Here is a 25,509-nt window from a genome sequence, read left to right on the forward strand (position 1 = left end):
AGGCTTTCGCCTTGGCTGTTTGGTTTTGCTATTAACGTTTCACTGTTTCAAGCTGCCAAATATTATTCACGTAATCGCGAATACTGCGATCTGAGCTGAACTTGCCCACCAATGCGGTGTTCAATATTGCTTTCTTCGCCCACCCCGCCTGATCACGGTACTGCTTATCCATATCTTCATGCGCTTTCACATACGATGCGAAATCTGCAAGAACAAGATAAGGGTCGCCACCATCAAGCAAGCTGTCGTAAGTAGCGCGAAGCTTCGCTGGCTCACCTGGAGTGAACTCATCTGACATCAACAGTTCCATTGAAGCTTTCAGTAATGGATCCGCATTGTAGTAGTCATAAGGGTTGTAACCGTTTGCTTTCATTGACTCTACGCCATCCACATCCAGACCGAAGATGTATATATTGTCATCACCCACTTCTTCACGAATCTCAACGTTTGCACCGTCCATCGTACCGATTGTTAGTGCACCGTTTAACGCCATCTTCATGTTGCCAGTACCTGATGCTTCTTTACCTGCGGTAGAGATTTGCTCAGACACGTCAGCAGCAGGGATGATGATCTCCGCCATGCTTACACGGTAATCAGGAATGAAGACCACTTTCAGTTTGTTACCGATACGTGGATCGTTATTCACTTTCTCTGCAATCTTGTTGATTGCGTAGATGATCTCTTTCGCTAGGTGGTAACCTGGCGCTGCTTTCGCTGCGAAGAACACCACACGAGGATGCACATCAAAAGATGGATCGTTGATGATGCGGTGGTACAGAGAAAGAATGTGCAGCATGTTTAGATGTTGACGTTTGTACTCATGCAGACGCTTGATTTGAACGTCAAAGATCGCATTGGTATCAAGTTCGATACCCATGTTCTCTTTTACCCAATCAGCTAGACGCTGTTTGTTCTCTTTCTTCACAGCCATAAACTTCTTCTGGAACTTCGCATCACCTGCGTACTGAGAAATCGACTCTAGTTGATCGAGATGTGCTGGCCACTGGTCACCAATTTTCTCAGTAATCAATGCAGACAGAGCTGGGTTACAGAATTTCAACCAACGACGAGGAGTAATACCGTTGGTAACATTCTGTAGACGACTCGGATACAACTCGTTGAACTCAGGGAACAGGTCACGTTTTACTAACTCTGAGTGCAGAGCGGCAACACCGTTTACAGCGTAAGAACCTACTACACAAAGGTTTGCCATACGCACCATGCGATGGAAGCCTTCTTCAATAATTGACAGTTTCTGTTGTTTAGAAACATCACCAGGCCATTTCGCACGAACTTCCTGCATAAAGCGATGGTTGATTTCGTAAATGATTTCCATATGACGAGGAAGTAGTCGCTGAATCAAAGACTCGCTCCAAGTTTCCAATGCTTCTGGCAACAAGGTGTGGTTGGTGTAAGCGAATGTCTTAGAACAGATGTTCCAAGCTGCTTCCCAAGATAGACCGCGCTCATCCACCAAAATACGCATCAATTCAGGAATTGCGATGGTTGGGTGAGTGTCGTTAAGCTGAATAGTCTCTTTCTTCGGTAAGTCTTCCAGCGTAAAACCAGCACCTTCATGACGACGAAGAATGTCACGTACCGATGCCGCACTGTGGAAGTACTGCTGCATCAGACGCAGTGTTTTACCTTTCTCATGGTTGTCGTTCGGGTAAAGCACTTTAGTAATGTTGCCCGCATCAATCAGTGAGTGCTGAGCTTCGAAGTAGTTACCGTTGTTAAAGCTCTCTAGTGAAAATGGTGCAATGGCACGACATTCCCAAAGGCGCAGTGGATAAACAGTATCGCTTTGGTAGCCCACAATTGGTAAATCCCAAGGCATCGCTTGCACTAACATGCCCGGAACCCATTTACGTACTTCTTTACCGTTTTCATGGGTCACTTCAACGTGGCCGTAGAAACCGATTTCTTGTTTCAGTTCAGGGCGTGCGATTTCCCAAGGGTAACCTTCGATACCACACCAAGCATCTGGCGCTTCTTTCTGATGACCTTGCTCAAAAGACTGTTTGAATAAGCCATATTCGTAGTGAAGACCGTAACCTACTGTTGGGTATTCTTGAGCAGCACATGAATCCATGAAACACGCAGCAAGACGACCAAGGCCACCGTTACCCAATGAAGGGTCGCGCTCTTCTTCCAACAAATCCGTTAAGTTTTGGCCTAATTCCGCCATCGCCTCAGAAACCTGTTCATAAAGGCCCATGCTAATCAAGTTATTACCTGTCAAACGACCAATCAGGAACTCAAGAGATAGGTAGTTCAAGCTTTTCGCATTGACGATACGTTCGTCTTGCTCTGTTTCAAGCATGTCGAACGTTGTTAATTCTGCTAGAGCATGACCCATAGCCAAATACCAAGAGCGGCTAGAAGCATGTTCAACTGTGGTCGCGTATGTCGCGGTAAGATTACGCTTTACGTTCGCTTGGAACGCTACTTTATCAAACGTTTTCTGTTGCGTAGGTTTCATCGAGAAATCTCTCTTATCAGTTCTAATTCATCTGTGCCATATCCTGCCCGTACAACAAAATGTAAACATCCTCCCAAGTTGTCATGAGTTTAGGAGGAGGAGTGAGGGCGTAGAGGGTGTAGCACTTAAGTCGGAGTGATCAATCTCTCATTGATTGTCCAATACTCGAGATTCTGAGTGATTGAGATCACAACGACTGCCTCAATAACCTTAGACGGGGTTTAAACAGCTAGGATATTCAAGCAGTGAACCTTTTGCTCATAATGTATACTTCGTCACACTAAAATTATCGTTTTTACTCAAATTACATAAAATTTCGTACAACCCACCAACCAAAAAATCGGATACCCCTAGAATTTTCTTGATCTAAATCACAAATTAGGGGCGTAGTCAGCTTAAGAATGTGAATAGTGCGAAATTCGAGAAAAGGATCAATAAACGTAGTGAAAAACTTCAAGTAACATCGTTGCCATAAAAGTGACAGAGATCTCTGTTTTCACCTCCTACTATTTGATCGAAGGGAAATCAAGAATGTGGATACCTTCTAAACTGACGCGCCCTGGGCGTCTACACAACGCCATTGTTCGCCCAAGAGTGCTGGACATTTTGCATAACGCCACTTGCTATAAGCTAGTGCTATTTCGCTCCCCTGCAGGCTATGGAAAAACCACCATGGCTGCTCAGTGGCTTGCCGATAAACCTCATGTTGGTTGGTACAGCATTGACGATAGTGACAATGATCCTTTCCGTTTCTTGAACTATTTTCTACAAGCGATCAATAAAGCAACGGATCAAAGTTGCCCGAATGCGCAAAAACTGGCGGAAAAGCGTCAGTTCTCTTCGATTCATTCACTGTTTAGTGAAGTGTTCACCGAAATGGCGCACTACCATCAAGAGTGCTATGTGGTGCTGGATGACTATCATCTTCTGTCTGATGACGAAATACATGAAGCGATGCGCTTTTTCATCAAACATATGCCAGACAACATGACCTTAGTGGTAACCAGCCGTGCAGCTCCACCTTTGGGCACGGCTAACCTTCGTGTACGCGATTTAATGATTGAAATTGGTAACGAACTGCTGGCATTCGACACCGAAGAAACCACCCGTTTCTTTAATCAGCGAGTTACCGACGGCGTAGACGACTCTACAGCAAACAGCTTACGTGATTACGTGGAAGGCTGGCCTTCAGCGTTGCAACTTATTGCGCTGCAAGCGCAATATCAAAAACGAACGCTGGAACAAAGCGTGGAGTCCGTTTCTCACTTCAATCACGCACATTTGTGGGATTACTTGGTTGAAGAAGTATTTGACCTTCTCGACAACGAAACTCGTCAATTCCTTATGCAGTGTTCAGTATTGGAACATTTCAACGATTCTTTAGTCACCGCACTGACCAAGCGTGACGATGCGTTAAGCATGATTGAATCGCTTAACCGTTTTGGCTTGTTTATCTACCCGTTAGAAGGCGAACACAACTGGTATCGCTTCCACAATTTGTTTGGTGAATTCCTTGCTCACCAGCGTCTAGCGCGCATTCCACAGCAAGAGCACGATTTACACCGCGAAGCTTCACTGGCTTGGTTAGAAATGTCTAACCCGCACCAAGCTTTGCGTCATGCCAAAATCGCTCAGGATACCGATTTACTCGCCACTATTTTAAGCAAACACGGCTGGAGCATGTTCAACCAAGGCGAATTGGAGATGTTGGAGTCTTCAATCAACCAGCTTTCTTCTAATCAGCTTTATAGCGAACCTAAGCTCTGCATGCTTCAAGCTTGGCTCGCTCAAAGTCAGCACAGATACAACGATGTCGGTGCCCTGCTTTCGAAAGCTGATGAAGAGATGGCAAAGCTTAATGTGGAATTGTCGAGCAAAGAGCAAGGTGAATTCAACGCATTACGCGCTCAGGTTGCGATTAACCAAAACGAGCCGGAAAAAGCTTTAGAGCTCGCTGAATTGGCGTTAAGCCAGCTCGATAACACCATCTATCGCAGCCGAATTGTAGCAACGTCCGTTGTGGGTGAAGTTAACCACGTATTAGGTCAACTCAGCCGTGCTCTACCTATGATGCAGCAGACCGAGAAATTGGCTCGCCAGTATCAGGTTTATCATCAGGCGCTTTGGGCATTATTGCAGCAAAGCGAGATTCTGATTGCTCAAGGTTATGTTCAAGCCGCTTATGAGGTTCAGGATAATGCATTCAAACTGATTGAAGAACATCAACTTCACCAGCTTCCGTTGCATGAATTTTTGTTACGAGTACGAGCACAAATTCTCTGGTGTTGGAACCGTTTGGATGAAGCCGAAGAGTGCGCCTACAAAGGTTTGGACGTTCTCGGCAATCACTCACCAAGCAAACATCTGCACAGTTATTCTATGTTGGCGCGTATCTCAGTTGGCCGTGGTGAACTAGACAAAGCGAGCCGCTTCATTGAGCAGATTCTGCACCTGATGAAGCAATCTAGTTACCATGTTGACTGGACGGCGAACGCATCGCTTTCATTGCTACTTTACTGGCAAGCTCGCGGTGATATGGATTCGATTCAGAATTGGCTGAATACTTCTATTCGCCCAGAGAGAGCGTGTAACCACTTTTCGCAACTGCAATGGCGCAACATTGCCCGTGCTCAAATTAACTTAGACATGATGGAAGAAGCCCAACAAACGTTGGAATTCATGCAAGAAGAAGCGAAGAAGTATCAGTTAATTACCGATATCAACCGTAATCTGATTGTTGAGTCGATTCTGGCAACTACTCTTGGCAAAGAAGAGGAAGCACGGGATAAGCTGAAGCAAGCGTTAGCACTCACTAACCAAACCGGTATGATTGGCAACTTTCTGATCGACGGTGCCAAAGTGGGTCATGTGTTAGAGAAACTGATTCAACGCGGTGAGCTGGGCGATTTAGAACGCCACCGTGCGCAACAGTTAATGAAAGAGATTTCTACGACCCAACGCAGCCGGTCGGTTCATTTTGATGAAGAGTTCGTAGAGAAACTGATCAATCACCCAAATATTCCGGAGTTAGTACGTACTAGCCCGCTAACCCAACGTGAATGGCAAGTGTTAGGTTTGATCTATTCCGGTTTCAGCAATGAACAAATTGCACAGGAGTTGGATGTGGCAGGAACAACCATCAAAACTCACATTCGCAATCTGTATCAGAAACTCAATATTGCCAACCGCAAAGAAGCGGTTCACACCGCAGAGAATCTGTTGCAGTTGATGGGGTATTGATTCATGTAAAACGCAAAGAGCCAGCAAATGCTGGCTCTTTTTATATTCTTTCTAAAAGTTAGAAAGGTTTTGGCGCGAAACCAGTCATCACTTCAACACGCATGGCTTTACCAATTTTCGTCATTGGGTGAACAACCACTAAGCCTTTTACTTTCTTCTTAAGCTTGCCTAAATCCGCTTGCTCTTCTTTCGTGATTTCACGAGAGAAAGCCATGTCCGATAACTCTTTACGCTCTTTATTCAGATCGTACTCAGCTTTGTGCTTCAAGCTTTTTAGCTGCTTAGTCAGTCTATCGATGTCATCGGTAAATTTAGTGATCATCGCACTATCGCCGCGAGTCTTGGCTGCATCCAACTTGTGATGGCAAGTATCGATGCGATTGTTCAGTTGTTGAATGTCGTTCTTCAGACTCATGGTTTAGTCCTTACATAAAATTTGGAGGCGGAGTATAGCATAGCTGCTTCTGTAGGACATGTGGAATTTATAGCGAATCAATTCGTTGCTACTTATTCACTTCCTTGGGCATAAAGTATCAAGGTATGAATATCGACCTTGTGGTTACAGACACTCAATTCACCTCAGTGAAGAACAAACATCAGCACTGAGGTGAAACAAGATTATTAAACCAAGACCTCTAGGTTAATATCGGCACAAGTTGATGATACAAGCCGATTCCCAGCAAGACGTTGAATGGGAATGTCAAACCCAGAGAACTCAGCATCGCAAGACCAATGTTTGCTTCCGGTATTGCCGCTTTAATCGCAGCAGGAGCCGCAATGTAGGACGCACTGGCGGTTAAGCTGGCAAGTATCACTATCGACCCTTCGCTTAAGCCGAGAAGACCGCCAATCACCACGCCTATTGCACCTAAACACAGTGGAGCGCAGAGTGCAAATACCATCAATCGCCATTGATGAACAGGTAAAGGTCTAAGTGTATGCGCAGCCGTAATGCCCATTTCTAATAGGAATAGAGCCAGCACCGCTTTAAAACCGCCCATTAGTAAATCGGTTACCGGAGCGCCTTCTGTACTGCCATACATTAGACCGATAATCACTCCACCCACCAGCAATATAACGCCTTTGTTGGTTAATGCTTCATGCCAAAGCGCACCAATAGAAACAGGCTTAGCATTCGGTAACGCAGAGCTGTGACGACGGTATAGCAACAAGCCAACGATGATAGCTGGAAGCTCCATCATGACCAAATACAGAGTCACTTCGGCGCCAACAACAAGCTGTTGCGCTTGTGTGTACGCTAAGGCGACGGCAAAAGTACCGGCACTCACAGAGCCATAATGAGCAGCGATACTGGCGCTGTCTGCCAAACTTAAGCCAATAATTTTTCGTAAAATTGGGAAAAAGCTTAATGGAATCAGAGCACCAATCATCACTACCGCAGCCATTTCAGGTACGATTCCCCAGCTCAAATTGCCATGGAGAGCCATCCCGCCCTTAAGGCCAATGGTCAGCATCAGCAATAAACTTAACATCTCATACATAGCTTTAGGGATGGTCAGATCTGAACGGACTAAACCGGCAAATAGGCCCAACACAAAAAACATTACAACGATATCTGGCATTTATCTTCCTTTTGTTCGGTGTTGTTTTATTACAGTTTTCATTCTGGGCGGGATAATAGGGGAGATTTATCATTGACAGAAATAAAAATATTGATAACCATCCATAGATAATTATCAATAGTAAAAAATCAATCATGAACATTCGTCACCTTACTTTTCGTTTATTGCAGGTTTACGTGGATGTCATTCAAACTGGCTCTATCAGTGAGAGTGCTAAACGTCTGCACCTCACTCAACCCACTGTTTCCCTGCAGCTTAAGCGACTGCGGGAAGCGATAGATGACCCCTTATACACTTTGGAAAACAACAAAGTTGTGGCGACCGATACCGGGCAGGAGTTGTATCGTGTTTGTCAACAAACCTTAAGCAATTTCAATGACTTCAATCAATACCTAGATTCAGTTCAAGCAGGGCAAAGTGGTCACTTTAGTATTGCTATGGTTAGTACCGCGCAATACATATTGCCTCGCCTTCTCGGGCCATTTAGTCAGCGATTTCCCGCCGTCGATATCAAAGTAGAAATTGGAAACCGAGAGCAAGTTTTACGACGCTTTGAACAGGGTCAGGATGATTTATATGTATTTAGTCATCCTCCTTCACTTGAACATGCGTTTGCTGGACGATTTTTGCTAAACCCATTAACTCTGGTTGCTCCCGCAGACCACCCCTTGGCACGACAAGGTAAAATTTCCTTTTCCGATCTGAAACAACAACGATTTTTGTTACGTGAGCAAGGTTCGGCAACACGTATGTTGTTTGAAAGCTGGTTGCAAACACACGGGATGACGTTGTCCAGTAGCTTGCAAATGGCCAGTAATGAAGCGATTCGAGTGGGCGTCAGTTCTGGTATGGGATTAGCGGTATTGTCCAGCCATGTGCTTCCTGCACATGACCAAAGTATCGTCGCTTTAGATGTTGAGGATTTTCCTATTGAAAGCCACTGGTACTTTATTGCTCGTAACGATCGGCATCTTGCTCCGACAGCTCTCGGTTTCTTGCGTTTTGCAGAACAGCACCTTGAAACTTACTTAGGAAAAAAATGGGCGAGGAAAGGTTTAGAAGAGATGCTCAGCAAGTTAGTTTGACTTCGCTAAAGCTTCAAAAAAACCTGACGGCAAGTATCGATACGATTGTTTAGTTGTTGAATGTCGTGTTCTTAAGGCTCATGGTTTAGTCCTTACATAAAATTTGGAGGCGGTGTATAGCATAGCTGTTATGATAGGCTCTATGTAAAAAACACATCACTCTTGGTAAACCTCGACCTTATTGCGCCCGTTATTTTTAGCATGATATAGCGCCATATCCGCCTGCTTAACCATTAGATTAAAATCAAAATGTTGAGTACAGAAAGCAATACCGAAGCTACAAGTAATGCCAAGTGTTTGCTGCTGGAATTCAAATTCACTTTGTTCAATTTTTTGTCTCAAGTCTTCCGCAACTCTAATAGCAAATTCAGGCTTTGTTTGCGGCAATATCAAAACAAACTCTTCACCACCAATACGAGAGAACAAGTCATCCTGACGAATATTCTGGCTAATCAGCTCACTAAAAGCTTTTAACACAAAATCGCCAAAGTCATGACCATATCGATCATTAATGTTCTTAAAGTAATCGATATCCAAAAGAAGTAGCGATATATCTTGCCGTTTAAAAAGCAAAGATTGAACGTGCGCTTCAAGTCCTCTGCGATTTAAGACATTCGTAAGAGGATCTGTTTGTGATTGACTGATTATCCGAAGTTTGTCTTGAGTAAGAATTGAGGTTATGAAACCAAGTCCAACTAAGAAGAAACCAACCGTCCCACTTAATATGGGCAACCGATACTCGAGAATTTGTTCCGCAATCCACCAGCCACCAAATAACTCTACCAGTGCTGATAAAAATTCCAACACAATAGCAAGGGTAATTAGGATAAGTCCTATATCTCGCTCTTTATGATTGACGTCCCTATCAATACTTTTAATCACATATAAAGCAGCTATATCTATAGGCAATGAATATAAGGAAACAAAGTCATAGAAGCTAATTTGCCTATTGATCATAAAAACGAATGCAATGCCTGCTGCAGAGAAGACACTAACCCACTTGATCAATCTAGGGTGATGAGACAAGGCATTCAATGCCATGAATACACACCAATGAGTCAAAATATAAATGACCGCATTAATATGTAATGTAAATGGTAACAGACTCGTTTCTATCAACCATAAATTCACCCACGACACAATATTAATGACAAAGAAGCCGATGAAATATCCAACGTATCGCTTATTTAGAGCAGTATTGAAAACCTGTTGGCTTAAAAACACAAAAGCAAGATTGATAAGAAATACCACTAAATAAAAATAGTGGGTGTAGAAGCTTACTGTGGCAATTTCCGGCATATGTATATTAAGGTAAGTGCTGTGATACCGATATCTTAACAGCGTTCAGTAACCACACCAAATTTAGTGATTTAGTCTCATTCCAAAACCTAATTAAAATGAAAAATCCAGACCGAACGTTTACGCTAAGAAAGTTTCAACAATACGATCGCCAATCAATGTTATCTCTTCTCCAAAATGACGGATTTATGAATTATTCTCCAACACATTGATAAATGAACACCCGCTTTGAGGGGAGTTTGCACCAAAGAACTCTGTAACACTGGCACCCACATCCGAAAGAGAGCTGCGCAAACCTAAATATCGCCCTTCTATCCCCTGCTTAGCCAGCATCAACGGCACTTGCTCCCGAGTATGTCGGCTATGGCCAATAAATGGGTCATTGCCATGGTCCGCCATAACGACAAGTACATCTTCTGCATTGATCATTTCGAGCACTTTATTGATGCCTCGGTCTGCTCGTTCCAGCACTCTCCAATATTGACGCGGATCCTGTTGATGGCCAGACAAATCCGTTTCTTGAACATTGAGACAAAAGAAGCCGTCATCAAAACGGCTGAGATCATCAACTAACAGAGAGAACAATTTATCGGTATCCACCACTGAACAATAAGATGTCCCCTCCGGGTTTTGCACGATGTCTGCTACTTTTCCATACAACCAAGTATAAACATTCCGCTGCTTCAGCAAATGAGGCACCTGAGTAAACCGATCCACACCGTAACCGAGGTGAACCACTTCAAACCCGTGCTCATATACCCCAGTATCTGGCGTGTTAGTGCCGATAAATGCCGGAGTTCCACTTGGATCATTGCGCGTTTCTATTGCATCGGTTATCTGCGCAAAACTGCCGACATGTCCACCGAAAACAATATTACGCCCAGCTTCATTAGCGCTACGGACGACTTCAGCGATCTGTTTTACTCTTTCAAAACTTATCTGATCAAAGTTGGCACAGAGGTTATACACCTGCCCCAAATCCGCTTCTAAATTATCACCAATAAAAACAGCGTCTTCGACCACCAGCGCGGCGAGATCATCACGCCAAACTCTTTGATGTTTGATATCTGCTGTCGAAAGCGCATCCTCAATTTGAGTGATAACTTGTTGGAAAGGCGCTTCAAGAGGCTTTTGCGGCAGCGTCCCCATGATCTCTTGATGGCCCATAAAGGTATCGCCGCCAAAATGGGCAAGTTGAGCCATACCAAAGTTCGCCGTTGAGCTTGGAGTCATAACGCTGCCGGTTCCGGGAACCAGATTAATTAGCCCAAGCTTTTCTAGCGTAGGTAAACGCTTTAAGGGGAAATGATTCAATAGCTTGGCTGCTGTGTTTGCACCGCAATCAAACGGCCTGACCATAGCCACATCAGGCATTTCTCCCACACCAAAGCCATCAAGCACAACGACGATAAATCTAGCCATGTTCCACCTCATTACCTAGTGAATCCCAAACACCAATCACTCTAGGCTGGCCATGATGTATTCCAGCAACAATGACTACATCGCTTCGGGTAACAAAAACCTGAGTTCGAAACGCCATGACTACGGGTGTACCAACAGGAGCGACGCCTGATAGACGCAAGTGGTAGTCAATACTGGCTTGATTATCATTATGCACTTGGCACTGAACGGCGGATTCTCCCACCTGCGGCCAAATCAGAGCGTTTTCCATATGGCCACGTCGATAATAGCCACCACCGAAGCAATAACTCTTTCCTTGATGATGATGCGACACTTCACTCAAGTACAGCATCGCAATTGTTTCTGGCTGAGGTTGCTCAAATTGATGCATTGGCGTTGTTCCGGTTAGTGCATGACCGGGTTCACCATGAGTTGCTCCTAGCTGAGAAAGCGTTGCCATGGAAGAGCAACAGGTCATTGAAGGTAAGTTAAGTTGCTCTACCTCAATCCCTAAATCTCTGCACTGTTGAGCCGCGGTTGCGACGGTATGTGCATTCAGTGTAGGCATCACTTGCTCTTTATCCGCTAATAAGCAAGGGAAATGCGTTATTCCCGCAATACGAATACCAGGTAAATTCTCTATTTCGGCAACCACAGACGGTAACTCAGCCAAAGGAAATCCAGTTTCCTGATTGGTGTAAAACACATCTTCCGCATCATAGAACTTCAATAGCACTTTCTGAACGCGGTTAGCCTTGATTGCGGCTTGTGATAATGCGATGGCTTTTTCCATCGTCACCACAGTCACCACATCTGGCTGAACATCACGCATTAATTGCGTCAGCATTGCCTGAGGTGGCTGAACCAGATGACCAACATTGGCTATTTTGATGCCGTGACGAGAAAACAATCGTGCTTCTTTGTAATCCACGCACACAATGCCTTGATAACCGATCTCTTCAACCAATAAACGGGCAAGGAATGGGTTGCGACCAAATTGTTTGGTCATGGCATAAAGCGCGATTCCGTGTTGATCTGCTTCTGCTTTAATCTTTTTCGCATTATCGACAAAGGTGTCTAAGTCTATGATGTAGCTATCCGGTAGAACTTTTCCCTCTGCGTGTAAACACAATGCTGCATCAATCAAAGCAGGATTATGCTTCTGTAAAGCGTTAACAAACATAACGATATTCCGACTGAAAAGAGTGTCAGCCCAAATTGAAAGGGGGATTAGACTGACACTGAAAAACAACTAGACGGCAAACAGTCCGACTACATACAGCAGGTTGAGAATGATACCGGTGAAAATCGCCGCCACTGCTGGAGCCGCAATCTTGAGAACAGGACGTCCCATCACTTCATTCAAGAAGTAGAGCATGGCGAAAATGGTCAAACCGGTTGTCGATCCCATCTTCATCACCGCAAGTACACCACCGATCAACAGCGCAAATTCCATCAGTGTATTCATTGAATTTCGAATGTTGTCTGACGCGTTACGAATGGATGGGAATTGCTCCAGAACTCGACCAACACTACGAAGTAGGAACACTTCTAAGCAGATTGTTACGGCACCTAAAGCGGCTGCCACAGCGATGTTGGGAGACAAGTAGCCCACCACAAACACAAAGGTCATACCGACTACGCCGTATACACCCGTCGCTAACGCCGTTGTAGCAATCAATGGAATAAAACCAAGCCCGCGCATAAACTCAGACAATGCGACCTGCTGGAGTGCAGCATCCTGTTCCGCCGGGTCGGTAATCTTGTACGCTTCTGCAAGTGAGTAGATAGACACTTCAGAGCCTGCGAATATGCCAGCATTTGAAACCGCAGCAATAAGGGCCCCTGTGAATGCGAGGAAAGGCAGATGCTTCACAATACGTTTTGTGCGCTCATCGAAAATGCTGTGCATACCAGACATATCCGGTGGACTAATGCCATTACTTCTATCACTCAAGTCTTTACGGATCGCAGTTAAAATCAGCATCACCATACCCACGAAAATCTGGATAGACTCTGGATAGATACCTGTGTACTTCATAATTAGAAGTCGAGAGAGAAGAACCACCGCCGCGGCGACCGCTCCTGCTTTCCAGCCAAATTGATAAAAAATAGCCAGCAAAGGGAACAGTGCAAAAGCCGACATCACCGGCGTGCCCAGCTCACCCAAAGCACCTAGCGCATCAATCGGTAGCCCTGTCAGAACCGTATTCACCGCGGTTAATGACGTAACAACAAGAATTCCCCATACAGCGCCGCCAACAGCTGCAAGGATGCGGCTACCAATCATGACACCGATAATGTCAGTCGGTAAAAACAGTAACCAAGGGTTCAGTAGGCCAGTAGAAAGAGTAAAAGAGATGCCTACTGAAGCCACAAAACCAATCGATAAACCGAATGCAACCGAACCTGCATCGCGGCGTGTCATGTTGCCTTCGAACAACTGAGGTAAAATTGGACGAATGCCGTCGTGAAAAACAGCCGCACTCATATTTGCGACTAGTGCTGTCGTGGCACATAACAGCGCAACGAGTCCTAAGTTCATGATATCCATATTCGTTCCTTACGCCTCGAGCAACGACTGAGTCAACATAGGGATGGCATGTTCAACATGCTCAACGGAAAGGCCGAAAGCGACGCGCCCTTCTTCAATAAAACGGGTCACTTCCGCTTGTTTTGCCTGAATAGATGGTTTGGCAATGGTGCAGCTTTTGTTGTAACCGATAATGGCTATCGCAATCGATAATGCTGCTCCTGCACCGGTATTACAGCAACCAATGTAGTAATCAAGTTGCCCAGCTTTAACCTTCATCGCCGCATCCATGTCATTGAGGATATGAAGTTCAAATTGTCCGGGAGCAACTTGCTCTATTTGTTGCTTTATTTGTTCACGTTGAAGTCCTGCTATTCCGATTCTTTTCATAATCGTGCCTATTTGAATAATTGGTATGGGTTTTGTTTCATCATGATGTCTATTTCATTCTCACTAATACCAGCGTCACGAAGCCTTGGTAAAAAATCAGTAATCAAGTAACTGAAGCCAAGGCCACCGTTGGCTTTTAAGTGAGAGCGGCGAGTAATGTCCATCGAGAGCATCACTCGCTCTAGGAGGCCACGCTTTGATAATTCCACCAGCATGGCTATCCGTTGTTCATCGGGGAAGTAACTGTTCTTACCTATGGTGTCGAACTGCACATAGCAGCCTTGATCAATCATCCATAAGATCTCTGTTAAGTTACTTTTCAAGTCACAATGTCCGATCGTGACTCGTTCTAAATTCACTTGGTGTTTAAGGAAGAAGGTGACTTGCTCACGCCCCATTGTGCTCATCGACTGATGGGTCGATATCGGCCTTCCCGTTTCTTTATGCGCAATCACTGCGGCCTCAAACACTTTTTGTTCAAGAGGAGTAAAGGTGTTTTCACTGCTCCCCACTTCGCCAATCACACTGGCTTTAAGCTGGCTTTCACCTAGCCCGACCTCCAGTTCTGTAATCATTCGATTGGCTAATTGTTGTGCTGTTTCATTCTCAACCTCTGGAGGGAAAAAGCCTTCTATGTAGTAACCGGTTGAAAGTAAGACATTAATACCGCTGTCCTTGATTAAATCTTCAATAAATTGAGGATTTCTTCCCATAAAAGAGTTGGTTACCTCAATGATGTTAGAGACACCCAACTGTTTCAGTTCACGCATTTCGTCAGCTATTTTTTCATAGTGATCGAGGCGACAATCCAACTCCTGCTTTACCGCAGAAAGATCAATGTGAAGATGTTCATGGCAATAGGTGTAACCAGTAGGATCGATCAACATAACTGCGCCTCATCTTGAGCTGCATAACTTAATGCAAACAAATTACTGATCAAAAAACGGGTTTCCGCCTGATTAGCTTCATCAATGCCATACAGTGCCAATAATTGAGAATTGAGCTCTAGCAATTCACTGAACTGTTCGTCTTGCTCGATATCCAGCCAAACTTCATCATCAAGACATTCCTCAACTTGTTCATCGTTGAGTACTCTGTCCGCGGCTCTTGCCATATGAGTCACGAGCATTTGGTATTGCTGATTGTCTTCATCAACGCCAAATCTAGCCTCTAACAACGGCAGAGCTTTTAACGTGGCTTGATAGCTCTGTTCGCTGATCACATCGCTCTGTTTTAGCAGTAATAATCTCTGTTCCATAGGGATACCACCTAGGGTCTAATATCTAATAATTGGGGAAAATCTCTCCGTCGATCACAGCTTGTTGATGCTGTCGAAGTCCATGTATATTTAGCAACTTACGCAATAATATCCGTATATGTGGACTGTCGTTGTTCACTAACATCACAGCTTCAGACGCATGCTGGCACTCTTCAAACTGATCTAACGATTTCTCTTCTAGCTTAAGTTGCACCATGTCCGTTGCTTCCGGCAGCCACACCACAGCATCAATCGCTTTATTTTTCAGAAGGTTGATACCTTCACTGTATCGAATCTCAACTAACTCAATATCTTTGCCCGCAAACGCCAACTCTGTGAGTACTTTTTGGTCTGGAGAATCAAAGTCGACGCCTACTCTTCGGATTTGTTCATACTCCCCCTGACGGAAAATCAGTCGGTGAGGGTTTGAGTAAGAATTAGGCCCCAAATCTAATGCTGTTACTAGCCCATCAGCGTATTCATTCGCAGCTAGGCGAGACATAATCGCAATATCATACGTTCCAGACTTCAGGCACTCCGCACGAACATTCGCTCCGCGCATATGAGCAAAAAACACTGGCAGTGTATTCATTTGTGCCTTAATACCACTCGCGAGCCCTTCGTAATGCTTGGTATACGGAAGTGGCATTGCGCACACCATGTGAACAATACCTGCAAGCTGAACAAGTTTTGATTCATTCAGCGACTCGATAATTGTTCCATTGCGCCCTTGGCGACGAAGGTGCACCGCTTCATGCTCTTCAATCGTGGTCAGTGCCTTCTGAATAAATCCAATTGAAACGCCATACTCTGTGGATAAAGCATCGATGGTTTTTACCCTATCGCCGACGCGTGTTGACAATAAATACTTGGCAACATTAATTACGGCAGAACCTTCTCGGCTAATGTATTGCATAGTCACTAATATATCTTCAATATTTTGAAGATATATTAGTGAGCAATTTTCAATTTAGATATAACAAGGAGATAAAAGTGTGAATTAGGTCAGTAAAAACTTGTTTATTAAACAACCATCACTAACTTATTAAAAAATTAAACCTTTAATTTCAGATGGTTGATAAAATTTCTAACCAAAAGAAAAGGCACCTAAAAAAGGTGCCTTTGAGCTTGTGACGGGTTTTCTAAATAGGAAAACTTAAATTGAGAGTGGAATTAGCTCTATACCCAGTACAGTACTGATGCCCATGACAACCAGTAGCGATACTTTGAATACCGCTTTTGACCATTCAACATAGTTTTCTTCAGTGACCTTTTTGAAGGTCACTTGTGTCCACATGAAACATACGCCTGCAGCGACAACCAAGTATTCATAACCACCATTTCCAAGCAGGAACAGGGCTAATGCCACAAGGTTGAACGCAACCACATACGCAATCATGTGTTTACGAGCCTTTTCGATACCAGACACCACAGGCAACACAGGGATGCCCGCTATTTTGTAATCTTGCATACGAAACATTGCAATCGCGTAAGAATGCGGCATTTGCCATAAACAGAACAAGGCAAACAGCAGTACCGCTTCCAAGCTGATGTAGTTTGTCACCGCTAGGTAGCCAACCAAAGGTGGTACTGCCCCAGAGACGCTGCCGACCAGAGTTCCATACACTGAGTTGCGTTTGTACCACATGGTGTAAAAGAATACGTAGAACACGTAACCCAATAGCACCACCACAGCTGATAGAGGATTTGCCATGCTATAAAGCAAGGCGGTTCCCGCTAGCAACAGTACAATGGCAAACACGAACGCATGATCAATGTTGATGTCACCCTGAGCCAATAAACGGCCACGTGTTCTGTCCATTTTCAAATCGATATCGCGATCGAAAATATTGTTCACTACGCAGCCTGATGCGATCACCATTGCCACACCCGCTAATGAGCACAACAGTAATAATCCATCCGCAGCTTCTGATTTAGCTGCGAGGAAATACCCCGCAGCGACAGAGATCAAGTTGCCGATGATAATCCCCGGCTTAGTGATTGATAGGTAACCTCTGATCATTTCAACCTACATCGACATGTTGACGTTAAGGTTCCACATGATCCAGATAGAACCCGCAATCAGTATCAAGACAACCAACGCAGTGAACATCAGTGAAACAAAGTTCCACTTGCCTTCATCCGTCTTAATTTCCATATGCAGGAAGTAGATGAAATGAACAATCACCTGAATCACCGCACAACCAAATAAGATTGCGTATGTGATGTCTTTTGGCAGACTTTGAGTCGCAACAAAGTAGAACGGAATAATGGTCAGTATAAGTGACGCAATAAAACCTTTTACGTAGTCGCTCTTCGCGCTATCTAAATGTTGGTTGCTCATTACATAACCCCCACTAGGTAAACGATGGTAAATACACAGATCCAAACGATATCGAGGAAGTGCCAGAACAAGCTCAAGCAGTTAAAGCGAGTTTCCATCACGTCGTTCAAGCCTTTGGTTGATAGCTGCCAGTAGCACACTGCCAACCAGATCAAACCAAAGCTCACGTGTAGACCGTGTGTACCAACTAGCGTGAAGAACGCAGATAGGAACGCACTACGTTGAGGGCTTGCGCCTTCCGCGATCAAATGGTGGAACTCATATAATTCCATCGCAATAAAACCAGCACCAAGAACGAAAGTAATCGCTAACCAACGTTTAAGAGCCGCAATGTCTTTGCGCTTCATTGCAATCATGCCGAAACCGAAAGTGATACTACTGAACAGCAGCATCATGGTTTCTACAAATACGAATGGCAGTTCAAACAGCTCTTTCGCATCTGGGCCACCAGCGGTCGCGTTAGCAAGTACTGCGTACGTTGCGAACAAGCTCGCAAACAACACGCAGTCGCTCATCAGGTAAATCCAGAAACCAAACAGTTTCAGACCACCGGTATCGTGGTGATCATGTGCATCATGGGTATTAGCGTGCATAAGTCACCTCCATATCGCTGTCGTCTTCGTTCTGAGCCGGTACTTGACCTCTCGCTTCTAGAACACGTTTACGGTGCGCTTCCTCAATCGCTTTGATCTCATCAGGTTGCACATAGTAGTCGATGTCTTCATTGAAGCTATGCTTGATAGCCGTTACGACAACACCGATGAAACCAACAGCAGCCAACCACCAGATGTACCAAATCATTGCGAAACCGAAAATCAGAGCAAAGGCAGAGATATACATACCTGTTGCCGTATTCTTTGGCATATGGATTGGTTGATATTCCACTTCTTTAGTGATGTCGTGTTCGCCACGCTCTTTCTGGTACCAGAAAGCATCTAACTCGTTGCCTTTTGGAATCACAGCAAAGTTGTAGAACGGAGGTGGAGAAGAAGTCGCCCACTCCAAGGTACGGCCATCCCAAGGGTCACCAGTAACATCAGGGTTCAAGTGACGGTCACGAACACTTACGTAGATCTGAATGAACTGACACAGTACGCCTAGCGCGATAATCGCCGTACCGAATGCTGCCACTGCAAGTAGCGGGAAGAATTCAGGATCGAGATTTTGGCTGATACGACGAGTCATCCCCATAAAGCCCAGAGCGTAAAGTGGCAGGAATGCTAGGATAAAACCTGTAATCCAACACCAGTAAGCACGTTTGCCCCATGTTTCATCAAGCATGAATCCTGTCGCTTTCGGGAACCAGTACGTAATTGCCGCAAAACAGCCGAATACCACACCACCGATGATGACGTTGTGGAAATGCGCAATTAGGAATACTGAGTTATGCAGAACAAAGTCAGCGCCCGGAACCGCCATCAGTACGCCAGTCATACCACCAATCGAGAATGAAATCAGGAAGCCAACGGTCCACATCATTGGCGTGGTGAAAGTAATACGGCCTTTGTACATGGTGAACAACCAGTTGAAAATCTTAACCCCTGTTGGAATTGAGATGATCATAGTTGCGATACCAAAGAAGGCGTTTACGTTCGCTCCACCACCCATAGTAAAGAAGTGATGCAACCACACAATGAAAGCAAGAATGGTAATAACGATCGTTGCCCATACCAGTGACGTGTAGCCAAACAATTTCTTACGAGAGAAGGTTGCCGTCACTTCAGAGAACACACCGAATACAGGTAATACAAGGATGTAAACCTCTGGGTGACCCCATGCCCAAATCAGGTTGACATACATCATCATGTTGCCACCCATGTCATTGGTGAAGAAGTGCATCCCCAAGTAACGATCAAGCGTTAGCAGCGCGATGGTCACAGTTAAAATTGGGAACGAAATAATGATTAGGATATTCGAACATAACGATGCCCATGTGAAGACAGGCATCTTCATCAATGGCATGCTTGGTGTACGCATACGTAGAATGGTCGCAAAAAAGTTCACGCCTGATAACGTAGTACCGACACCCGAGATTTGCAGCGCCCAAATCCAGTAATCGACCCCTACCCCCGGACTGGCATCGATACCAGAAAGCGGTGGATACGCAAGCCAACCAGTACGACCAAACTCACCCACAGCCAGAGACATATTGGTCAGGATAATACCCACAACAAACAACCAAAAACTGAGGTTGTTCAAGAACGGATACGCAACATCGCGAGCACCAATTTGCAGTGGCACAATAATGTTCATCAAACCAATGACGAGTGGCATCGCCACAAAGAAAATCATGATCACGCCATGCGCGGTAAAGATTTGATCATAGTGGTGCTGAGGCAGATAACCTGCTTCACCCGCTGATGAAAGTAGCTGTTGGCTACGCATCATCACTGCATCTGCAAAACCACGAAGTAACATGATCATTGCTACAGCAATATACATAAAGCCAAGCTTTTTATGGTCTACCGATGTAAACCACTCATTCCAAAGATACTGCCATTTACCCATGCGAGTAATAGTCGTAACAACAGCAAGGCCAACGATCGCAATCACAGCAAGCGTGATCATGATAATTGGCTCATGGTATGGAATGGAGTCTAAAGTAAGTCTTCCAAACATCGTCTGTTACCCTTTATGTTCTGCCATGTCCATATGACTGTGTTGTGTCTCTCCTTCACTCATATTGAGTGAACCCATGTGTTGCATAACAACCGACTCGAATAGGTCTTGTGGTATGTGAGAGTAGTAAGTCACCGGAACGTTTTCACTTGGCTCTGCAAGCGCTTGGTAATCACTGAAAGCGTGTAGCATGGATGGCTGCTTTTTCACTTCACTAACCCACTCTTCAAAGCTTTGCTCGTCAGGTAGTGCATTGGCGACAAATTTCATGTGTGAAAAGCCTTCGCCGCTATAACTCGACGATATACCTTTGTACTCTCCCTCATGGTTCGCAATCAGGTGTAGACGTGTCACCATGCCGGGCATAGCGTAAATTTGACTGCCTAAACGAGGAATGAAGAAAGAGTTCATGATGTTGTCAGACGTAATTTTGAACGTCACAGGAACATCTTTAGGGAAGGCAACGTAGTTAACCGTAGCGATTTTTTGTTCTGGGTAGATAAACAACCATTTCCAATCCAGTGAAACCACTTCAATCGTGACGGGTTTGATATCACTTTTCAGCGGCACAGACGGTTCTAGCTCGTGAGTTGAACGCCAAGTAATCACAGCCAAAATCGCAATGATGATGATTGGAATCGTCCAAACAACCAACTCGATCTTAGTTGAGTGAGACCACTCAGGAGCATATTCAACTTCGGTATTGCTAGCACGGTACTTATAGGCGAAGTAAATTGTCATTAAAATCACAGGGATAACAACAATCAACATCAAGAGAAGAGAGGTAATGATCAACTCTTTCTCGCGCACTCCTACTAGGCCCTTGGGATCCAGCAAAGCAGACTGACATCCAGACAGGAGCAAAATTGCACAAAACAATCCCACTCGCGACAAGATGCTTTTATATCTTGAGGCTTCCATTGACTTTCTCGATTATGTTTACGGAATTCCTTAGCAAAAGTTGGCACTTTAAGAATCCGTATGAATTTATATGAGTTTTATTGTGTTGAGCGTGTAACAAAAGCACTTCTGTATCTTTAACCCAGACAAATCTTTGAAAAATCATTCACACCTATCAAAAACTCATCAACTTAAAAGTTACAAAAGGAAACATTTGGTTACATCCGGCGCATTATGCTTACATAGAAACGGCATTCAAAGTGCAGCAAAATGAAATCTAACCTTCCAAAAATGAAATTCCCCTTCAAAATTAACCACTTACAAACAAAGGTTAATAACCTTAACTTGTTGTAATGCTGAGACAAAGTATTTGTTGATCTAAATCAATAAACTGTCCTATTGAACAGATAAATTACCCGCTATTTTTTTTAATTTTTATCTATGTATTGACACCGTCGATTTTTTGCTTGGGACCGTTATACGAGTAGCGCTAGGAATGTAACTCCTCGTTGTAGTTGCAAAAACTTCAAGACCTCAAGCAAGAATGCAAGTGAATTCCCTCAAGCTTTCATCTTCCAGTACAGAGTTTATACAACTTCTGAACTAATCTTATTGATAACAACATTAACAACTAAAAAAGCCAGTTGTTATGGTCTTTGACTAAAAAGGATGTGACCATGAATATAACCATTCGAACTAGACTTTATATTCTGTCTATTGTTCCACTTTTACTGATTGCTGCCAGTATGATGTTTGTGAGTTTTACTCAATCGACCAGTTTGAATAAACACCAAATGGAATCGACAAGTAACGCTATGATGGCGATGAAACAAACGGAGCTGAAGTCCTACTTACAAATCGCCGACTCAGCTTTAATCCCATTAAAGAAAAGCAACGCTTCTTTGGAACAGGCGTTGGAAATCCTTAAAGAAGTTCAATTCGGTCAAAACGGGTATCTGTTTGGTTATGATTCAAAAGGGACTCGACTGCTGCTTGGCAAAAGCAGCGCTGGCATCGGTGAGAACTTCTGGACACTGCAGGATGCTCAAGGGAACTACCTGGTTCAGGATCTCATTCGCAACTCTAAAACCGGTGATTTCACCACTTACTACTTCCCAAAACCGGGAGAATCCACGCCGTTACCAAAATTGAGCTACTCCGTTTACATCCCGCAATGGGACCTAATGATAGGCACAGGCTTTTACACCGATGATATCGATGCTGAAATTGCAACTATGGATAAACGGGCAAATGATGAACTTATGCAAAGCTTATGGAGCTTAGCTACGGTAACAGTCGTTATAATACTTGTTGTCGGTGTATTTACTCTGTTCTTCAATCGCACCATAATGCGCCCGATCGAATTATTTGATGCTTCGATTCGCTCGTTTGCCAGTGGGGATGCCGATCTCACCGCGCGAATGGAGATGTTTACCGTACCAGAATTCGCCTCTCTAAGTACCAACTTCAACGCTTTCGTTAGCAGCCTGCAAGAAATCATTAAACGAGTAAATCAAGTAGGCAGACAAGTGGTTGATGAAACAAATCTGATGACAGAGCGCGCAGCTCAGGTCGACAACTTAGCCACTAATCAGAGCGGAGAAACTGAACAAGTTGCCACCGCAATGACAGAAATGACCACTACCGCAAACGAAATTTCAAACAATGCCATCCAAGCCGCACAATCAGCTAAAGATGCTGATGACAATGCAATATCGGCGCACGAGATAGTAGATTCAGCGGCGCAATCGGTACAGGCATTAGCGGAGGAAGTCTCGCAAGCGAGCAATGTTATTTCTAAGCTTGAAGGCGATGTGAAAAACATTTCAGTGTCTCTAGAAGTTATTCAGGACATTGCGGAACAAACCAATTTGCTGGCACTCAATGCTGCAATAGAAGCGGCAAGAGCGGGAGATCAAGGTCGAGGCTTTGCGGTTGTTGCCGATGAAGTGCGTAAGCTAGCCAGCAGAACTCAACAAAGTACGGGTGAAATACATGCGGTTATCAATCAGCTAAAAACCGCTTCAGATGCTGCGGTGCATGCTATGGACTCAAGTCAAAGCAGAAGTGAAGCGGCTGTGAATGAAGCCAATGCAGCAGCTAAAGCTCTGGAGAAAATTCAGCAATCCATCAGCACGATTATGGATATGAACTCTTTAATAGCAACCGCAACAGAAGAGCAAAGCATCGTTGGTCAAGAAATCTCACAACGTATTGTTGTTATCTCCGATCAAAGTAGTGAATCTGCGAGTCTGGCAAACGAAAACCGACATGGTAGCCAAAGCCTGAATGAACGAGCACATGAGCTGTACGATCTGGTAGCTAGATTTAAGGTGTGAGTAATTTACACTGTAAACAACGACTTTGAATAACTAAAAAAAGGGAAATGAGCGACGGTTTTAATTATCGACGTTCATTTGTCGCCTGTACTCCGACAAAAACACAAATTTCTAATGAATGCACAAACATCATAAAGGCCTGTCTATGTTTAAAAATCTGTCTTTGAAAAACAAACTGGCAATCTCTGCCAGTATCGCCATCATCCTCGGTGGCGTATTGGTAGAAGCATTATCCTATAATGCAGCTCTAGAGCGACTCGATATAGAAGTGGAACAACGCCTACAAAGTACGACGACCTCTTATAACCAGTACGTTAACGACTGGCTTATCTCAAAAGAGCGAGCTTTGACAGCACTGTCAGAAGAAGCGAAAAAAGAAGACATTGTTACTCATTTAAAACAAGTTCGTGATTCTGCAGGTTTTGACAATGTATTCTTGGCATATCCAGATGGCTCTCAGAGAAATGCCAACGGTGTAAAACTGCCGCCAGGCAATGACGACCCTCGAAAATGGGGTTGGTACATCAATGCCAAAGCCAATCCTGCCAAAGTGTTTATGGATAACCCAACTGTTGCAGCGGCAACAGGTGCCAACGTAGTTTCGCTCGGTAAAGCGTTAAACTTGCATGGTCAACAAGTTGTATTGGGAGCAGATGTAGAAATCACGGATATCATCAACAACATTAAACAGGTAATTTTGCCAGGTGAAGGTTATATGTTCATTGCCAACGAGCAAGGCAACATATTTACACACACTGATACTAAACTATTGAATAAAAATGTCTCTGAATTAGGCATCGACTTCGCTGACATTAAAAAAGCGGTTTCCAGCCAAACCGATCTGACGATTTCGGTGGCAGGTGAAAGCTATGTACTTTACGCGAGAAACATAAACAACACCCGTTTGACTACGGTAACAGTGATTAATTATGAATCGCTGGTGGCACCTTTGTATGACGCTATTTTGGGTCAGTTACTTGTAACAGCTATTGTCGTAATTCTCTGTACCGTATTGTTCAACCTATTGTGTAACGTTCTATTCCGTCCATTGAATAACGTTTCAAACGCGCTGGCACAAATCGCCAATGGTAGCGGCGATTTAACTCAACGTATTGAAGTTGAAAATAATGACGAAGTTGGAACATTAGCAAACAACTTCAACACCTTCGTTGAAAGCTTGAGACAGTTAATCGAACATATTCGCCTACAGGCGCAGCACCTGTCCGAACAGTCAGAGCACGGCGCACATCGAGCGAATCAATCTGCGTCTGAACTGAATCATCAGCATCAGGAAGTGGTAATGGTGGCAACAGCAGTCACAGAGATGGCGTCGGCGACACAGGAAATAGCTTCCCATGCCGAGCAAACCGCTCAAGCAGCACAAGATTCAGCCATTAGCACAAATAATGGTCATGATTTAGTGATTCAAACCAAAGGTTCAATTAATAGTCTGGCAAATTCGGTGAGTGAAGCAAGCACGGTAATTTCAGCGCTCAATAAGCATGCTCTTGAAATATCAACTGTCCTCGCAACGATTCAAGGTATTGCTGAGCAAACCAACTTACTGGCTCTTAACGCTGCAATTGAAGCGGCTCGCGCTGGTGAACAAGGTCGCGGATTTGCTGTGGTAGCTGACGAAGTTCGTGTTTTATCACAACGAACTCACACATCAACGGAAGAAATCAAAGCAACTATCGAGACTTTGCAAGATACCACCAAACAAGCGGTAAACTTAATGGAAAGCAGCTCTGAACTCGCTAGAGATTCAGTAGAAGATGCAGATAAGGCAACGGTAGCACTGGAAGATATCAAAACTGCCGTTGCGCTCATTAGTGATATGGCGACTCAAATCGCAACAGCAGCGGAAGAGCAGACCCATGTTACCAGTGAAATCACGCAAAATGTTACGTCAATCAAAGATGTAACAGATCAGCTTGTTGTCGGGTCAGAAGAGAGCTTAAGCCAATCCAATGAACTGAGACACCAAGCCGATGAACTTAGAGCGAAAGTGGCGACATTTAAACTCAGTTAAT

At 44.3% G+C, this 25,509-nt stretch carries 20 protein-coding genes; 4 read left to right on the forward strand and 16 right to left on the reverse strand.

Features of this window, described 5'->3' with window-relative positions; genetic code table 11:
* Positions 1 to 31 precede the first annotated feature (31 nt).
* Positions 32 to 2,485 (reverse strand): glycogen/starch/alpha-glucan phosphorylase, encoded by a 2,454-nt coding sequence (locus tag ACRQQK_RS13000; protein WP_457512017.1) that lies wholly within the window; start codon positions 2,483 to 2,485, stop codon positions 32 to 34.
* Positions 2,486 to 3,016: 531 nt separating this feature from the next.
* On the opposite strand from ACRQQK_RS13000, the gene malT reads away from it, so the two are divergent.
* A complete protein-coding gene (gene malT, locus ACRQQK_RS13005; protein WP_457512019.1) occupies positions 3,017 to 5,725 on the forward strand; it encodes an HTH-type transcriptional regulator MalT in 2,709 nt (902 codons plus the stop codon).
* Between the two features lie 58 nt (positions 5,726 to 5,783).
* Here malT and ACRQQK_RS13010 read toward each other — a convergent pair whose 3' ends face one another.
* Entirely contained in the window at positions 5,784 to 6,140 is a 357-nt protein-coding gene (locus ACRQQK_RS13010) for a YibL family ribosome-associated protein (protein ID WP_457512021.1), read from the reverse strand.
* 220 nt (positions 6,141 to 6,360) lie between these two features.
* Positions 6,361 to 7,308: a sodium-dependent bicarbonate transport family permease gene (locus tag ACRQQK_RS13015; RefSeq protein ID WP_457512023.1), complete on the reverse strand. Its 948-nt coding sequence runs from the start codon at positions 7,306 to 7,308 to the stop codon at positions 6,361 to 6,363.
* Between the two features lie 134 nt (positions 7,309 to 7,442).
* On the opposite strand from ACRQQK_RS13015, the gene ACRQQK_RS13020 reads away from it, so the two are divergent.
* Positions 7,443 to 8,393, forward strand: a complete 951-nt coding sequence (locus ACRQQK_RS13020) for a LysR family transcriptional regulator (protein WP_457512025.1) — start codon at positions 7,443 to 7,445, stop codon at positions 8,391 to 8,393.
* A 156-nt stretch (positions 8,394 to 8,549) separates the two neighbouring features.
* Here ACRQQK_RS13020 and ACRQQK_RS13025 read toward each other — a convergent pair whose 3' ends face one another.
* The 13 genes from ACRQQK_RS13025 to cyoA all read right to left on the reverse strand — a co-directional run bounded on the left by ACRQQK_RS13025 (position 8,550) and on the right by cyoA (position 21,158).
* Entirely contained in the window at positions 8,550 to 9,434 is an 885-nt protein-coding gene (locus ACRQQK_RS13025) for a GGDEF domain-containing protein (protein ID WP_457512027.1), read from the reverse strand.
* Between the two features lie 444 nt (positions 9,435 to 9,878).
* Positions 9,879 to 11,114, reverse strand: coding sequence for a phosphopentomutase (locus ACRQQK_RS13030; protein WP_457512029.1), 1,236 nt, complete (start codon positions 11,112 to 11,114; stop codon positions 9,879 to 9,881).
* Positions 11,107 to 12,276, reverse strand: coding sequence for a YhfX family PLP-dependent enzyme (locus ACRQQK_RS13035; protein WP_457512031.1), 1,170 nt, complete (start codon positions 12,274 to 12,276; stop codon positions 11,107 to 11,109). The genes ACRQQK_RS13030 and ACRQQK_RS13035 overlap by 8 nt, the downstream gene beginning before the upstream one ends.
* 69 nt (positions 12,277 to 12,345) lie before the next feature.
* Entirely contained in the window at positions 12,346 to 13,647 is a 1,302-nt protein-coding gene (locus tag ACRQQK_RS13040) for a YhfT family protein (protein ID WP_457512033.1), read from the reverse strand.
* A gap of 9 nt (positions 13,648 to 13,656) precedes the next feature.
* On the reverse strand, positions 13,657 to 14,016 hold the full coding sequence (locus ACRQQK_RS13045; protein ID WP_457512035.1) for a DUF2620 domain-containing protein: 360 nt from the start codon (positions 14,014 to 14,016) through the stop codon (positions 13,657 to 13,659).
* 8 nt (positions 14,017 to 14,024) lie between these two features.
* On the reverse strand, positions 14,025 to 14,903 hold the full coding sequence (locus ACRQQK_RS13050) for a phosphotriesterase family protein (protein WP_457512037.1): 879 nt from the start codon (positions 14,901 to 14,903) through the stop codon (positions 14,025 to 14,027).
* On the reverse strand, positions 14,897 to 15,274 hold the full coding sequence (locus tag ACRQQK_RS13055) for a hypothetical protein (protein WP_457512039.1): 378 nt from the start codon (positions 15,272 to 15,274) through the stop codon (positions 14,897 to 14,899). The genes ACRQQK_RS13050 and ACRQQK_RS13055 overlap by 7 nt, the downstream gene beginning before the upstream one ends.
* Before the next feature lie 25 nt (positions 15,275 to 15,299).
* The gene (gene yhfZ / locus ACRQQK_RS13060) at positions 15,300 to 16,190 is read right to left on the reverse strand and encodes a GntR family transcriptional regulator YhfZ (RefSeq protein ID WP_457512378.1); all 891 of its coding nucleotides are present in this window, start codon (positions 16,188 to 16,190) and stop codon (positions 15,300 to 15,302) included.
* A 240-nt stretch (positions 16,191 to 16,430) separates the two neighbouring features.
* A complete protein-coding gene (gene cyoE, locus ACRQQK_RS13065; RefSeq protein WP_457512041.1) occupies positions 16,431 to 17,297 on the reverse strand; it encodes a heme o synthase in 867 nt (288 codons plus the stop codon).
* 6 nt (positions 17,298 to 17,303) lie between these two features.
* Positions 17,304 to 17,618 carry a cytochrome o ubiquinol oxidase subunit IV gene (cyoD, locus tag ACRQQK_RS13070; RefSeq protein WP_457512043.1) on the reverse strand — a complete coding sequence of 105 codons (315 nt, stop codon included), beginning with the start codon at positions 17,616 to 17,618 and terminating at the stop codon, positions 17,304 to 17,306.
* Positions 17,618 to 18,211, reverse strand: a complete 594-nt coding sequence (gene cyoC, locus ACRQQK_RS13075) for a cytochrome o ubiquinol oxidase subunit III (RefSeq protein ID WP_457512045.1) — start codon at positions 18,209 to 18,211, stop codon at positions 17,618 to 17,620. Before cyoC ends, cyoD begins: the two co-directional genes overlap by 1 nt.
* A complete protein-coding gene (cyoB, locus tag ACRQQK_RS13080) occupies positions 18,201 to 20,237 on the reverse strand; it encodes a cytochrome o ubiquinol oxidase subunit I (protein ID WP_457512047.1) in 2,037 nt (678 codons plus the stop codon). The genes cyoC and cyoB overlap by 11 nt, the downstream gene beginning before the upstream one ends.
* 6 nt (positions 20,238 to 20,243) lie before the next feature.
* Positions 20,244 to 21,158, reverse strand: coding sequence for a ubiquinol oxidase subunit II (gene cyoA, locus ACRQQK_RS13085; RefSeq protein WP_042479557.1), 915 nt, complete (start codon positions 21,156 to 21,158; stop codon positions 20,244 to 20,246).
* Between the two features lie 656 nt (positions 21,159 to 21,814).
* Between cyoA and ACRQQK_RS13090 the strand changes: the two genes are divergently transcribed.
* Entirely contained in the window at positions 21,815 to 23,476 is a 1,662-nt protein-coding gene (locus tag ACRQQK_RS13090; RefSeq protein WP_457512050.1) for a methyl-accepting chemotaxis protein, read from the forward strand.
* Positions 23,477 to 23,621: 145 nt separating this feature from the next.
* Positions 23,622 to 25,508 (forward strand): methyl-accepting chemotaxis protein, encoded by a 1,887-nt coding sequence (locus ACRQQK_RS13095; RefSeq protein ID WP_457512052.1) that lies wholly within the window; start codon positions 23,622 to 23,624, stop codon positions 25,506 to 25,508.
* The last annotated feature ends 1 nt before the right edge of the window (position 25,509 follow it).

The sequence above is a fragment of the Vibrio sp. C8 genome (assembly GCF_054051265.1).

Bases quoted from the DNA above. Each gene is read 5' to 3' on its own strand.
- yhfZ (WP_457512378.1), bottom strand. From the start codon at position 16,190: ATGCAATACATTAGCCGAGAAGGTTCTGCCGTAATTAATGTTGCCAAG.
- ACRQQK_RS13035 (WP_457512031.1), bottom strand. From the start codon at position 12,276: ATGTTTGTTAACGCTTTACAGAAGCATAATCCTGCTTTGATTGATGCA.
- malT (WP_457512019.1), top strand. From the start codon at position 3,017: ATGTGGATACCTTCTAAACTGACGCGCCCTGGGCGTCTACACAACGCC.
- cyoE (WP_457512041.1), bottom strand. From the start codon at position 17,297: ATGATCAGAGGTTACCTATCAATCACTAAGCCGGGGATTATCATCGGC.
- ACRQQK_RS13025 (WP_457512027.1), bottom strand. From the start codon at position 9,434: ATGGCATTGAATGCCTTGTCTCATCACCCTAGATTGATCAAGTGGGTT.
- ACRQQK_RS13000 (WP_457512017.1), bottom strand. From the start codon at position 2,485: ATGAAACCTACGCAACAGAAAACGTTTGATAAAGTAGCGTTCCAAGCG.
- cyoC (WP_457512045.1), bottom strand. From the start codon at position 18,211: ATGCACGCTAATACCCATGATGCACATGATCACCACGATACCGGTGGT.
- cyoA (WP_042479557.1), bottom strand. From the start codon at position 21,158: ATGGAAGCCTCAAGATATAAAAGCATCTTGTCGCGAGTGGGATTGTTT.
- ACRQQK_RS13020 (WP_457512025.1), top strand. From the start codon at position 7,443: ATGAACATTCGTCACCTTACTTTTCGTTTATTGCAGGTTTACGTGGAT.
- ACRQQK_RS13055 (WP_457512039.1), bottom strand. From the start codon at position 15,274: ATGGAACAGAGATTATTACTGCTAAAACAGAGCGATGTGATCAGCGAA.
- ACRQQK_RS13040 (WP_457512033.1), bottom strand. From the start codon at position 13,647: ATGGATATCATGAACTTAGGACTCGTTGCGCTGTTATGTGCCACGACA.
- ACRQQK_RS13090 (WP_457512050.1), top strand. From the start codon at position 21,815: ATGAATATAACCATTCGAACTAGACTTTATATTCTGTCTATTGTTCCA.
- ACRQQK_RS13010 (WP_457512021.1), bottom strand. From the start codon at position 6,140: ATGAGTCTGAAGAACGACATTCAACAACTGAACAATCGCATCGATACT.
- ACRQQK_RS13045 (WP_457512035.1), bottom strand. From the start codon at position 14,016: ATGAAAAGAATCGGAATAGCAGGACTTCAACGTGAACAAATAAAGCAA.
- cyoB (WP_457512047.1), bottom strand. From the start codon at position 20,237: ATGTTTGGAAGACTTACTTTAGACTCCATTCCATACCATGAGCCAATT.
- ACRQQK_RS13030 (WP_457512029.1), bottom strand. From the start codon at position 11,114: ATGGCTAGATTTATCGTCGTTGTGCTTGATGGCTTTGGTGTGGGAGAA.
- cyoD (WP_457512043.1), bottom strand. From the start codon at position 17,618: ATGAGCAACCAACATTTAGATAGCGCGAAGAGCGACTACGTAAAAGGT.
- ACRQQK_RS13050 (WP_457512037.1), bottom strand. From the start codon at position 14,903: ATGTTGATCGATCCTACTGGTTACACCTATTGCCATGAACATCTTCAC.
- ACRQQK_RS13015 (WP_457512023.1), bottom strand. From the start codon at position 7,308: ATGCCAGATATCGTTGTAATGTTTTTTGTGTTGGGCCTATTTGCCGGT.
- ACRQQK_RS13095 (WP_457512052.1), top strand. From the start codon at position 23,622: ATGTTTAAAAATCTGTCTTTGAAAAACAAACTGGCAATCTCTGCCAGT.